The 12,108-nt window shown below is 61.4% G+C and carries 12 protein-coding genes; 6 read left to right on the top strand and 6 right to left on the bottom strand.

Translation table 11 applies throughout. The annotated features are described in order from the left end of the window. The 4 genes from PHP59_RS01945 to PHP59_RS01930 all read right to left on the bottom strand — a co-directional run. Positions 1–488 (bottom strand): tetratricopeptide repeat protein (locus tag PHP59_RS01945; protein ID WP_300162764.1); only part of this gene is annotated, 488 nt, incomplete at its 3' end. A gap of 121 nt (positions 489–609) precedes the next feature. After that, the gene (locus PHP59_RS01940) at positions 610–3,051 is read right to left on the bottom strand and encodes a CDC48 family AAA ATPase (RefSeq protein WP_300162761.1); all 2,442 of its coding nucleotides are present in this window, start codon (positions 3,049–3,051) and stop codon (positions 610–612) included. A 45-nt stretch (positions 3,052–3,096) separates the two neighbouring features. Continuing rightward, positions 3,097–3,708: a 5-formyltetrahydrofolate cyclo-ligase gene (locus PHP59_RS01935; RefSeq protein WP_300162758.1), complete on the bottom strand. Its 612-nt coding sequence runs from the start codon at positions 3,706–3,708 to the stop codon at positions 3,097–3,099. A 300-nt stretch (positions 3,709–4,008) separates the two neighbouring features. After that, positions 4,009–4,404: a carboxymuconolactone decarboxylase family protein gene (locus tag PHP59_RS01930; RefSeq protein WP_300162755.1), complete on the bottom strand. Its 396-nt coding sequence runs from the start codon at positions 4,402–4,404 to the stop codon at positions 4,009–4,011. 266 nt (positions 4,405–4,670) lie between these two features. On the opposite strand from PHP59_RS01930, the gene PHP59_RS01925 reads away from it, so the two are divergent. Further along, positions 4,671–5,444 carry a hypothetical protein gene (locus PHP59_RS01925; RefSeq protein ID WP_300162752.1) on the top strand — a complete coding sequence of 258 codons (774 nt, stop codon included), beginning with the start codon at positions 4,671–4,673 and terminating at the stop codon, positions 5,442–5,444. A 191-nt stretch (positions 5,445–5,635) separates the two neighbouring features. On the opposite strand, the gene thiC is transcribed toward PHP59_RS01925, so the two are convergent. Beyond that, entirely contained in the window at positions 5,636–6,910 is a 1,275-nt protein-coding gene (gene thiC, locus PHP59_RS01920; RefSeq protein ID WP_300162749.1) for a phosphomethylpyrimidine synthase ThiC, read from the bottom strand. 270 nt (positions 6,911–7,180) lie between these two features. Between thiC and PHP59_RS01915 the strand changes: the two genes are divergently transcribed. Further along, positions 7,181–8,482, top strand: coding sequence for a sensor histidine kinase KdpD (locus PHP59_RS01915; RefSeq protein ID WP_300162746.1), 1,302 nt, complete (start codon positions 7,181–7,183; stop codon positions 8,480–8,482). Between the two features lie 186 nt (positions 8,483–8,668). On the opposite strand, the gene PHP59_RS01910 is transcribed toward PHP59_RS01915, so the two are convergent. Beyond that, on the bottom strand, positions 8,669–9,028 hold the full coding sequence (locus PHP59_RS01910; protein ID WP_300162743.1) for a hypothetical protein: 360 nt from the start codon (positions 9,026–9,028) through the stop codon (positions 8,669–8,671). A 44-nt stretch (positions 9,029–9,072) separates the two neighbouring features. Here PHP59_RS01910 and PHP59_RS01905 point away from each other — a divergent pair, with 44 nt between their 5' ends. From PHP59_RS01905 to rnz, 4 genes are read left to right on the top strand one after another with little or no spacing between them, the layout of a single operon-like run. Then, a complete protein-coding gene (locus tag PHP59_RS01905) occupies positions 9,073–9,840 on the top strand; it encodes an anaerobic ribonucleoside-triphosphate reductase activating protein (protein ID WP_366943703.1) in 768 nt (255 codons plus the stop codon). Beyond that, entirely contained in the window at positions 9,837–10,385 is a 549-nt protein-coding gene (locus tag PHP59_RS01900) for an AAA family ATPase (RefSeq protein WP_300162740.1), read from the top strand. Before PHP59_RS01905 ends, PHP59_RS01900 begins: the two co-directional genes overlap by 4 nt. Beyond that, positions 10,382–11,158 (top strand): sugar phosphate isomerase/epimerase family protein, encoded by a 777-nt coding sequence (locus PHP59_RS01895; protein WP_300162737.1) that lies wholly within the window; start codon positions 10,382–10,384, stop codon positions 11,156–11,158. Before PHP59_RS01900 ends, PHP59_RS01895 begins: the two co-directional genes overlap by 4 nt. After that, positions 11,155–12,096 (top strand): ribonuclease Z, encoded by a 942-nt coding sequence (gene rnz / locus PHP59_RS01890; RefSeq protein ID WP_300162811.1) that lies wholly within the window; start codon positions 11,155–11,157, stop codon positions 12,094–12,096. Before PHP59_RS01895 ends, rnz begins: the two co-directional genes overlap by 4 nt. Positions 12,097–12,108: the final 12 nt, after the last annotated feature.

Here is a 12,108-nt window from a genome sequence, read left to right as displayed (position 1 = left end):
TGATCATAGTACCCGACGGCCTCGTCGTACCGTCCGAGGAGGAGACTTGAGGCCCCGGCCGTCTGGAGGGCCGGGAGATCGGCCGGGGCGAGGGCGAGGGCATTCGTCGATGCCGCGATGGCGCCTTCGAAGTCGCCGGCCTTCATGAGTGCCTTTCCTTTCTCCGAGAGTGTTGCTGCATCCCCCTCTCCGGTGGTGAGGGCCATGTCATAGCAGACGACCGCTTCGTCGTACCGCCCCTGTGCTGACAGGGCCTTTCCTTTCACCCGCAGGAGGTCGGGATTGTCGGGGACGACCGTGCTCGCGAGGTCTGCACAGGCGGCCGCCGCCTCGTACTGCTCGAAGGAGATGAGGGTGGAGGCGGCCATGGTGCCGGCATCGGCGACCCCCGACGAGAGATACTCCGGGTCATCGGCGATGCGGTCGGAGAGGTAGAACCCGGCGACGACCAGGATGCCGGCAGTGAGGAGGAGCCACTTGATCTTCACAATTCACTTTAACGGCATATTGCAAATATAGGTTTCTATTTTTTTGTCGAAGTGAATGTACGATATGTCGATTTGTGTTTCAAATTTATTCTCAAATTGTCATTCCAAAAAAGAAGTAAGGTCAGCTCCCTTGCGGGTGCCCTGTGACCTCTGCATATGCCGGCTTTTTCTGTACCCCGAGAGCGGCCTCCAGTTTTTCGGAGAGGGCCGTGATCGCGGCAAAGTCCTTCTTCTGCGCATAGTTCGCCGCCCTCAGTTCCTCTGCAAGCGTCCTGACCGTCTCGTCGCCCCTGCCGGCGACAAGCGCGGCGCGCTTGACGAGAGTCGCCGCCTTTTCGAGAATGCCCTTCTGCTCGCCGGAGTACAGGATCTCCCAGGAGAGGCGCTCGAACTCCTCGCGCCTCTCGGCCGGGAGAGACCCTTTCACTTTCCCGAAGGCAAGGTCGAAGTGCCTGGCGGTGACCCGCACATTCCCGATGGCGTCGGCCCGCTCTTCCGCCGACTTGTCCTTCATCGCCGTGATAAACTCGCGCATCGCCGCCAGTTTCGCCTCCCTGACCACGGCCTCGATGTCGGCGCCGACATAGCCGTCCGTCCGGGCGACAAGGTCGTCGACCTTCACGTCGGCCGCAAGCAGGTCCTCGGTGCCCTTCAGGTACACCTCGAAGATCTTCTTCCTGCTCCCTGCATCGGGCGGCGGCACATAGATGATCCGGTCGAGCCTGCCCGGCCGCAGCAGAGCATCATCGAGCATGTCCGGCCTGTTCGTGGCGCCGAGCACCATCACGTTCTTCAGTTCCTCAAGGCCGTCCAGTTCGGTGAGGAGCTGGGAGACGACGCTCTCGGTCACATGGGAGGAATTGGCGTACGAGCCGCGCTTCGGCACGAGGGAGTCGATCTCGTCGAAGAAGACGATCGACGGGGCCGCCTGCCGCGCCTTTCTGAAGATCTGCCGTACTCCTTTCTCCGACTCGCCGACCCACTTGGAGAGGAGTTCTGGGCCCTTCACCGAGATGAAGTTGCACTCGCTCTCATTGGCGGTCGCCTTGGCAAGCATGGTCTTGCCGGTGCCGGGCGGGCCGAAGAGGAGGATGCCCTTCGGGGGCCTGGTGTGCATCCGGCTGAAGACCTCGGGGTACTTCAGCGGCCACTCCACCGCCTCGGAGAGTTCGCTCTTCACGTCGTCGAGGCCGCCGACGCTCTCCCACTTCACGTCCGGCACCTCGACGAGCACTTCGCGCATCGCCGAGGGTTCGACGTGCTTTCTGGCCTCGTCGAAGTCCTCGCCCGTGACCTTGAGGCTATCGATCAGTTCTGCCGGGATCTCCTCCTCGATCTTGATCTTCGGGATCACCTGGCGGATTGCGTGCATCGCCGCTTCCTTCACGAGGAGGGCGAGGTCGGCGCCGACAAAGCCGTGGGTGGTGTCGGCGAGGTGCTGGAGGTCGACGTTCTCGGCGAGGGGGACGCCCCGCGTGTGGACCTGGAAGATCTCAAGTCTCCCCTTCTTGTCAGGGATGCCGATCTCGATCTCCCGGTCGAACCTGCCGCCGCGGCGGAGGGCCGGGTCGATGGCGTCCGGGATGTTCGTGGCGGCGATGACGACGACCTGGCCGCGGGCCTTCAGGCCGTCCATCAGGGCGAGGAGCTGGGCGACGACCCTTCTTTCCACCTCGCCCTTCGTCTCCTCGCGTTTCGGGGCGATGGAGTCGATCTCGTCGATGAAGATGATCGTCGGGGCGTTCTCCTGCGCCTCCTCGAAGACCTCGCGCAGGCGTTCCTCGGACTCGCCGTAGTACTTGCTCATGATCTCCGGGCCTGAGAGTGAGATGAAGTGGGCGTCCACTTCGTTTGCGACGGCCTTGGCGATGAGGGTCTTCCCGGTGCCGGGCGGGCCGTACAGGAGGACGCCCTTTGGGGGATCGATGCCCAGGCGTTTGAAGAGTTCGGGGTGGCGCATGGGCAGTTCGATCATCTCCCTGACCATGTCGAGTTCGCGGCCGAGGCCGCCGATGTCCTCGTAGTGGACGCCCGTGGCCTCCTTGCGCACGCCCTCGCCTGGCTTGTACGGCGTCTCCTTCAGGTCGACCTCGGTCATCTCCGAGATGATCGCGATCCCCTTCGGAGCCACCTTGGTGATGACGAAGGTCAGGGGGTTGCCGAGCACATTGACCCGGATGGACTGGCCCTCGAAGACCGGCCTGCCGACCAGGATCCTCTTGAGGAACTGTTCGCCGCCGACGAGCCTGATCGGCTGGGTCGGCTGGATGACGACCTTCTGGCCGTAGCCCACCTCGACTTTCCCGACCCTGACCGTGTCGTCGATGCCGACGCGGGCGTCGCCCCTGATGGTCCCGTCGATCCTGATGATGCCTTTTCCCGTGTCCTCGGGATAACTCGGCTTCACGATGGCGGCAGCCTTCTGTTTGCCCTGGATCTCGATCACGTCACCGGAGACGAGACCGAGGTCCTTCATCACGTCTATGCCAAGACGCGCGATGCCGCGCCCGGCGTCCTCGTAATAAGCCTCTTTTACAGTAAGGTCCCGATAATCTTTCTGCATAAGACACTCCCTCACATAGAGATTTACTCAAAGTTAGTGTTTATATTATTTTAACTTTGTGCAGGTTCCGGGTGGGGAGCAGGAAAGGGTTTCGTATTCTGTAATGATCGCGTCCATCTGCCGATCAAAGGGTTCGTGAGGGACGGCCCCGACTTCCTGGCAGGCGAAGGCGATGCCGATGGTGCGGATGTCCGGGCACTCTGCAAGAAAGCGGTCGTAATATCCGGCACCGTACCCGAGGCGGTTTCCCGACCTGTCGAAACCTACCATGGGGACGATGACGGCGTTGAGGGCGGCGGGCGATGCCGGTATCTCGTGGCCGATGGGTTCGGGCACATGGAAGGTGCTCTCCACGAGCACGTCCCTGTCTTCAAGATAGGAGAGGCGGAGGGAATGCGTCTCCTTCTCGATGATCGGGACGACGACCCGCGTACCCCGCGCAAGAAGGGCGTCGATGAGGCCGGCCGTATCGACCTCCGGGTTTTTGGAGACATAGACCATCACGGTCCCGGCCCCGTCGAGGAGGGAGAGGAGCCGGGCGGTGACGGCCCTGCTTTTTTCCTGGATCTCGTCTGCGGAGAGGGCGAAGCGGAGTTTCTTCACGCTGTCCCGCAATGCCTGTTTTGCCGCAGGCTGCTCAGGACGCACAGCATTCATCTATACTCTATCGCGGTCGGCCGGGGATAAAGAAATCTCTCAGGGGGTTGGAGGATCCTTTCGACGGAGGATCACTCTGAATCCGGGTGAGGGGCATGCGGACCCACTGCCTTCCCTGTACTCTCTGCCGGGGGACTACGCCCCCGGACCCCCGCTCAGGATTGTTCCTGGGATGAGTGAGTCGGAGATCCCGAGAAGAAGATTGCCATCCCATTCTACCAGAGGGACGGCTGCAGGCGGTCAATAAACCAAAATTTTTGCGGGGAGTGGGCCCCCGAAAGTATTTCTCCCGTATTTCTCTCACGAGAACGATTCCTTGAAGGCCCGGAGGGAGGAGGCGAGGACGTGCGTCTTGCCGATGACGCCGGCGATGAGGATCGTATCCAGGATCTCGTCGCGGGTCGCCCCTTCCCGGATCGCTGCCCCGACATGGACCTTGATGCACTTGTCGGCGCCGGCACCGGCGGCGGCGGCGATCGCCACGAGTTCGGCGGTCTTTGCGTCCATGCTCGCCGGCCGTGCGGTCTTGTAGTCGCCGAGGGCCGAGAGGGTGAATGCCTCGGGGCGCTCGCGCATCACGGTGAAGATGAAGGGGACGGTGCCGAGCCAGTTCTCGGTCTCGGCAAGGACGTCGTCGGCCATTGTGTCTGCATGGGAGAGGAAGTCGTCGAGAGTCTTCTGATTTTCCGGTTTCATAGGAGAAAGTTTGGGAGGTGGGGGTTATCTTTCTGTCTTTTCGGCCGTGGAGTGTAGGGCATGGGCCGGTAGTCCGGCATACGCCCGATTCACCGGAGCATATTTTCCGGGTTTCAGCGGTTTTCCTCGCGCCGGGGGGAAACCCCCGGACCCCCCGAATACTCTGGGGACATGCTCCCGGGCATCTTTCACCCGGATCTCAACGGACTTTCCATGTCACCATCCCTACCAGAACAAACAAAAACATGTGTCGATCCAATACCGCCATGCACGCCGGATCCTCTCCTCTCCGCAGATCCAAAAAAACCCTCGATTACCTCCTCCACACCGAAGGAGTGGACCTCTACGTCACTCTGGCCGTGGCCGAATGCTCTGCACCGGAGGGATATCATCCCCGGGACGTATTGCCCTCCGCAAAAACCGTAATAGTCTTCGGACTGGAAATTCCGGCTAAAACATTCTCTCTCACGAGCAGAGAGAAGACCCAGCGGCTGCACCGCGTCATCGAACGCCTTGACGAGACCGCTTTTTCGCTTGCGAAAGCACTTGAGGAGGAGGGACACTCTTCCATCGCAGTTCCGTCTTTCTTCCCGGTGCGGGTGCGGGACAGGAGGATCAGGGGGTATCTCTCCCTGAAGCATCTGGCCGCAGAAGCGGGTATGGGAAGCATCGGGCAGAACACGCTCCTCATCACCTCGCGGTCTGGAAATCGCGTGGCGCTCGGGGCAGTGGTGACAGAGAAGGAACTGCACGTGGAGAGACCGGCGGTGCCGCCGCCCCAATGCCGCCGGTGCAACAGGTGCATCAAGGCCTGCCCTACGGGAGCGTTGACCGAAGAGGGAGTAGACGTCCTCCGCTGCAGGAACGTGACCCACGCGATCCCGGCGCCGGTGCGACCCATCTTCGGCGTCCTCTTCGGGAGCAACGCCGGAGCGTCCCTGACGGAGTGGCTGATCAACCGCATGGCCTGGGACGCGGAGATGGTCTGCAGCCGGTGCCTGACGGTGTGTCCGTATTTTCGAGAGCCCGGTGCCGGTTGAGGAGGTCATCCCGGAACTCCCGAGCGGGGGCCGGGAGGCCGAGACGGCGGTGAAGATTCTACAATCGAAGTGGCACGTCTGATCACCACGCCTTCCCGACGTTCCCGTCCGCTGCGCTGTTGTGAGAGGCGAGTACGTGATGATCAGACGGGCCGCTCCAACACAACCCGAAAAAAAGATTCTAAAAAAATTTAGAAGTGGAAGTTCTTGTTCACGATCTTCAGCGCACAGTAGTCGCCGCACATCGTGCAGCCGTCGGTGTCGGCGGGCATCCGCTCGTCCCGGATCTTCTTTGCGCGCTCGGGGTTCATGGCGACCGCAAACTGCCGGTCCCAGTCCAGGTCGCGGCGGGCGTGGCCCATTTCGAGGTCGTCGTCCCTCTTCTTCAGCTTGATCATGTCGCCGACGTGCGCGGCGATCCGGGAGCTCATCACGCCTTCATAGACCTCCTCCGGGGTCGGGAGGGCGAGGTGCTCGGCAGGGGTCACGTAGCAGATGAAGTCCGCGCCATAGGCCGAGGAGAGGGAGGCGCCGATGGCGGCGACCCTGTCGTCGTAGCCGGGTGCGATGTCGGTGACCAGGGGGCCGAGCATGTAGAAGGGCTTCCTGTTCGTGATCCTCTTCTGGACGACGACGTTCGCCTGGATCTCGTCGAGGGGGATGTGGCCCGGCCCCTCGATGATCGTCTGCACGCCGAAGTCGTGGGCCTTGTCCGCGAGTTCGGCATTGATGATCAGTTCCTGGAGCTGCGCCCTGTCGGTGGCGTCGTGGACGGCGCCGGAGCGCATGCCGTTCCCGAAGGAGAGGGTGACCTCGTGCTCCTTGAGGATCTCGATCAGGTAGTCGAACTCCGCGTAGAGCGGGTTCTCCTTCTCGTTGTGGAGCATCCAGGCGGTCATGAACGCCCCGCCGCGGGATACCAGGCCGCCGTGCCGGCCCTGGTTCTTCAGCCTCTTCATCGTCTCCAGGTTGATGCCGGTGTGGATGGCCATGAAGTTCGTGCCGAGTTTCGCCTGCTCCGCGGTGATCCTGAAGAGGTCGTCGGGGTCCATGAAGACGACGCCGCCCTTCTTCTGTGCGGCCTCGATGAAGGCCTGGTACAGGGGGACGCTCCCCACGGAGAGGGTCGTCGCCTCGATGACACGGCGCCTGATATCCAGGAAGTCGCCGCCTGTCGAGAGTTCCATGAGGGTATCGGCACCGGCCTTCTCGGCCATCTTCACCTTCTCGATCTCCTGGTCCACGTCCACCATATCGGTTGAGGTACCGATGGAGGCGTTCACCTTGGTGCGGAGGCCTTCGCCGATACCGCAGATCTTGACCTTCCTGTACGGGGAGATCGGGATGGTGATATGGCCCTCGGCCACGCCGCGGCGGACGAAGTCCTCGGTGACTCCTTCCTTCGCCGCGACGATCTTCATTTCTTCGGTGATGACGCCGCGCTTTGCGTCCTCAATTAGTCCCATACCTTCATTGTTGGGTAAAATCTGTGATAAACCCTCTGTTTTGCCGATGACCGTTAAATTTTGCTTGTTCTCCGGACAAGTAAATTTGTTTACGTTTGGGCAAGTGGAATTACCTGAGCGTGCTCCCCTACCCGGAGCAGCGAAAGAGACAGATTTAGATAAAAAATGTCTCAATATCTTAAAAAATAGAATTTATACATTATTATCTTATTTAAAGAAATCAAATATCTGGAAATATTTATCATTGTGTCAGAGAGATGTTCATCAGGTATGAACACCTTCTGGCTCCGCACTCATTTTTTCCATACCCGTGCCGGACGCGATGCGCTGGTCCTTGCAGTAGCCGGAGTTACTCTGTTTCTGATCGCCGCGTCCATGGACGCCTTCGAGGTGCTCGTGGAGTTCGCCACAGAATACGAACAATGGGAGGTCGACGAGATCGTCATCGCAGTCCTCATCCTATCTGTAGGGCTTGCTATCTTCTCTGTACGGCGGTGGAGTGAACTCAAGGCCGAGGTCAGGGCGCGGAAAACAATTCAGGAGAGGCTGAAATTCGCCATCGAAGGTGGTTCCCTCGGTGTCTGGGACTGGGACGTCGCAACAGGCAAACTGTCAATAATTCATGACTGGATACATGACCGAACCTCCCCGTCCCCGGAGGAGGAGACGCACGTCTCAATCCTTGAAAAGCGCATCCATCCCGACGATTACCCTCTGCTGATAAAGAGCATGGAAGAGGTGAGAGACGATGCCATGCCGTACTATGAGGTCGAGTGCCGGGAACGATGCTCGGGAGGGGAGTGGCGGTGGGTGCATGTCATTGGGAAGGTAACAACCCACAACGAGGAGGGCCATCCCATCAGGGCAACCGGCATAACCAGGGATGTCACCGAGATGCATCGGACCCGTGAGGCCCTCCACGAGGCGAACAAAAAACTGGACCTCCTGTACAGCATCACCAGACACGACCTCCTCAACCAGCTCAGCATCATTGCCGCGTATGCAGGACTGATCGAGGAAAAAGTGGAGAAAGACGGGACGACCCGGGAATATGCCAGACAGATGGCCGCCGCGACCGCGACGATCAGGGACCAGGTCGTCTTCATGCAGGACTATGAATGCATGGGTGTGAAATCTCCAGAATGGCAGTGTGTGAAGGAGATCGCCAGGGTTGCCGGGGAGAAGGCATCCCTTGGGAAACTGAAGATCAGTGTCCTGACCGGCCGGGTCGAGGTCTTCGCGGATCCCCTCTTCGAGAAGGTCATCTTCAATCTTGTAGATAATACCGTCCGCCACGGAACAGGGGCAACGAAGTTCAACGTCTCATTTCGTAAAGAGAATAACGAAGGTATCATCGTCTTTGAGGACGACGGGAAGGGCGTCCCCGCCAGCCTCAAGGAGAAGATCTTCACCAGGGGTTTCGGCCGTCAGGACTCGGGGCTCGGCCTCTTCCTTGTGCGGGAAATTCTCGGGATCACCGGCATGACGATCCGGGAGACAGGAATAGAAGGGGAAGGGGCGCGGTTTGAGATCCTGGTGCCGGCAGGGGATTTCAGGACCGGCCGGGCGTGATACAGCGTCCTGCTCTCCTTTCTAAGGGGAAGTTAGTCCCCTATGGCGATCAAGACGGCAGACGCCCCGTATTCCGTATCCGGGCGCGATGGCACATAGGGTGCGATCGAGCCTCACGGCCTTCTCAAAACAGCCGTCGGCACGGCCATAGTCTTCGAGGTTCCAGAGCGAGATCCCTTTCCCATATCACGCAAGGGCATAGTCCGGGTCGATGGCGCGGGCGGCGCCGTCTTCGTCGAAGTCGGTGAGCCACATCCCCTTCTCACACCATGCCGTGGCATTCTCCGGGTTCTCCTCGATCTCCTGGTCCAGGTTTTGCGCGATCGCTTCACGATACTCTGCATAGTGTGCTTCTGGGCTTACGGAAGTCTGCTGGAGACACCCGCCTGCCAGCAGGAGGGCCGCCATGATCAGGAGGAGGGGGTGTCCATAGGCCTGAGTCTCGGGGTATGTACCCCTGAAGATACCGATCTGCCTGCCCGTCCCCATCCTCTCGTGCCTGAGAGTCCTGGCTTCTCCAGACCATGGGAGACCGTCCTCCTGCACCGTTCGATAGTTTCTATAAAACCGCTCGCCCATGATATACAACGGTGGTTTTTCTGAAGGTGAACTTCGGCGGTTTCGTCCCGCTCAGCACGGTGGACTGGAGAGGTCGGGCCGTATGCACGGTTTTCCTGCGCGGCTGCCCGGTCAGGTGCCACTACTGCCAGAACATCGCCATTCTCGACGGCATGGATGAGCGGGAGGTCGACGAGGTCCTTGCCATGATCAAAGAGTCCTCCCTCCTCGTCTCCGGTGTCGTCTTCTCTGGCGGCGAGGCGACGATGCAGAAGGAGGCGCTTCTCGCCCTTGCGAAGGGTGTGAAGACGATGGGCCTTGGCGTCGGCCTTCAGACGAACGGCGTCTACCCGGAGACGATCCGGGCGCTCCTTGAAGGGCGCCTCGTCGACAGGATCTCCCTCGACCTCAAGACGCAGTGGCGCCGCTACAACAACCTCCTCAAGAAGGACTTCGCCGACAGGGTGAAGGAGTCGCTCCGCCTCTGCACGGAGGCCCACCACGCCGGCAGACTCCCCGAATTCGAGGCGGTCGTGACGACCTTCAGAGGGTGCGAGGACGACATCGCCTATATTGCAAAGGACGCAGGCGGTGTCGACCTGGTCCTCCAGCAGGGCGTCCTCGCCGGCGTCGCCCCCCTGGACTTCGAGGAACTGGCGGCCGTCGCCGACCGCCTCGGGCGGAGCGTGCGGATCCGGACGCGGCAGGACGGCGAGGTCGCCTACGAGGGGCGGCGGATTGTCAGGGCAGAGAGTATCGACGTGAGCGGAATAGAACAGGAGAGGAGAAGCGAAAGATGAAGGTCATCGGTATCGTCGGCATGCCGGCAAGCGGCAAAGGCGAATTTTCACGGATTGCAGCAGAAAAAGGCATACCTGTCGTGGTGATGGGCGACGCCATCAGGAAGGCCGTCACAACCGCCGGGCTTCCTCTGACAGACGGGAACCTGGGAAAGGTCTCCTCGGACCTCCGCGCGCGCCACGGCATGGGGGCGATCGCCCTGATCACCGTCCCCGAGGTGGAGGCCACCGGTGCGCCCGTCGTCGTCATCGACGGCATCAGGGGGAGTGCCGAGGTCGAGATCTTCAGGGAACACTTCACCTCTTTCCTCCTCGTCGGGGTGAGGGCCTCCTTCGAGACGCGTCTCGCCCGCCTCGGCAGCCGCGGCCGGTCCGACGACCCGGCGTCCTCGGACGACCTCAGGAGGCGCGACGAGCGCGAACTTGGCTGGGGCCTTGGCGACGCCCTCGCCATGGCCGACGTCTTCTTCGAGAACGAAGGCACGATGGAGGAGTACGGGGAGAAGGCCCGCCACCTCCTCGACGCCCTGGAGGGATGTGCATGAGCATCCAGCCGTATTTCGCCTCATCCTCGAAGGTCTGGGAGTCCGTGGACTGGGTATTCGGCATCGAGGAGTGCGGGTATGCCGGCTGGGAGATCTCGGCCGACGGGAACTACCGCCTCGAAAACCCGAAGAACAAGGCGGCGATCCGCGACGTGCTGGAGAGCACCCGCCTGAAGGCGACGGTGCACGCACCCTATGCCGACCTCAACCTCGCCTCCATCAACGACCCCATCTGGCGCGAGTCGGTGCGGCAGATCTGTCTCTGCGTCGAGCATGCCGCCGATATCACCGACCGGGTCACCATCCACCCCGGTTACCTCTCTCCCGCAGGGAAGTTGCTACCCGAGAAGGTGTGGGATCTCCAGAAGGAGGCGCTGCGGCAGATCGGAAAATGCGCCGAAGAGCACGGCGTTGTCGCCTGCCTGGAGAACATGATCAACATCCCCGACTTCCTCTGCCACGACCCCTTTGAACTCCTCGGCCTCACCGAGGGTATCGACGGGATAGGCGTCACCTTCGACCTCGGCCATGCGAATACTGTCAGGAAGACCGACGCGTTCCTGGCAGAGATCGGGCAGGCAAACCACCTGCACATCCACGACAATCACGGCAGCACCGATGAGCACCTCGCCCTCGGCGACGGGACGCAGGACTGGACGAAGATCGGGCGCAACGTCGCCGCCGGGTATCACGGCGGCGTGGCCGTGGTCGAGGGGCGCAACCTCGACGAAGCGCGGAAAAGCCTTGAAGTCTTCAGGAGGTGTTTCGTATAGCCGGCGAGACCCTGCAGGTGTACTTCCTCGGTACGGCCGGCGCCCTGCCGACGCCGAACCGCAACCCCTCGTGCGTCATGGTCAGGCACGGTTCGGACACCCTCCTCTTCGACTGCGGCGAAGGGGCCCAGCAGCAGATGATGCGGGCGCGGACCGGGTTCCTCGTCGACGCCATCTTCATCACCCACTGGCACGCCGACCACTTCCTCGGTGTCCTCGGCCTCGTGCAGACCATGGCCTTCAACGGCCGGACAGAACCGCTCGTCATCTACGGCCCCGAAGGAGTGCACGACTTCGTCGAATACACCATCAAGATCGGGCGGACCAAACTCGGTTTCGACCTCCAGCCCGTCCAGCTGGCGCCCGGCATGGCCGTCAGGTTCTCGGGCTACCAGGTGGAAACCTTTGCGACCTCCCACGGGATGCCGAGCCTCGGTTATGCGCTCAGGGAGGATGCGCGGCCGGGCCGGTTCGACCGCGAGACGGCGATCTCACTCGGAGTCCCGCCCGGCCCCCTCTTTGGGCGTCTCCAGCGTGGGGAGAGCGTTACCGTGACGCACGACGACGGCGGCGAGGTGACCATCACCCCCGACCAGATCCTGGGGACGCCCCGGCCGGGGCGGATGATCATCTATACCGGAGACACCCGTCCCATCCACCGTCTCCATACAGAGGGTCTCGAAGGGGCCGACCTCCTCATCCACGACGCCACTTTCGACGACTCGGAGAGGGGCCGCGCCGCGGAGGTCTACCACTCCACCGCGGGGGAGGCCGGCGAAGCGGCGGCGGCACTCAAGGCCCGCTCTCTCGCCCTCGTCCACATCAGTTCGCGCTATACCTCGATGACAAACCATATACGGGATGCAGAGGAGATGTTTGAAGGCGAGGTGCTTGCGCCATCGGATCTGGCGATGGTAGAAGTTCCTTTCAGGGAGTGACAGCAATGACGG

The sequence above is a fragment of the Methanofollis sp. genome (assembly GCF_028702905.1).
Taxonomy (GTDB): domain Archaea; phylum Halobacteriota; class Methanomicrobia; order Methanomicrobiales; family Methanofollaceae; genus Methanofollis.
The sequence above is the reverse complement of the archived record's forward strand: the minus strand, read 5'-3'. Positions and strand labels throughout refer to the sequence as shown.

Coding starts and splice junctions, on each gene's coding strand:
- PHP59_RS01925 (WP_300162752.1), top strand. CDS start 4,671: ATGCACGCCGGATCCTCTCCTCTCCGCAGATCCAAAAAAACCCTCGAT.
- PHP59_RS01900 (WP_300162740.1), top strand. CDS start 9,837: ATGAAGGTCATCGGTATCGTCGGCATGCCGGCAAGCGGCAAAGGCGAA.
- PHP59_RS01915 (WP_300162746.1), top strand. CDS start 7,181: ATGAACACCTTCTGGCTCCGCACTCATTTTTTCCATACCCGTGCCGGA.
- PHP59_RS01935 (WP_300162758.1), bottom strand. CDS start 3,708: ATGAATGCTGTGCGTCCTGAGCAGCCTGCGGCAAAACAGGCATTGCGG.
- thiC (WP_300162749.1), bottom strand. CDS start 6,910: ATGGGACTAATTGAGGACGCAAAGCGCGGCGTCATCACCGAAGAAATG.
- PHP59_RS01930 (WP_300162755.1), bottom strand. CDS start 4,404: ATGAAACCGGAAAATCAGAAGACTCTCGACGACTTCCTCTCCCATGCA.
- PHP59_RS01940 (WP_300162761.1), bottom strand. CDS start 3,051: ATGCAGAAAGATTATCGGGACCTTACTGTAAAAGAGGCTTATTACGAG.
- PHP59_RS01895 (WP_300162737.1), top strand. CDS start 10,382: ATGAGCATCCAGCCGTATTTCGCCTCATCCTCGAAGGTCTGGGAGTCC.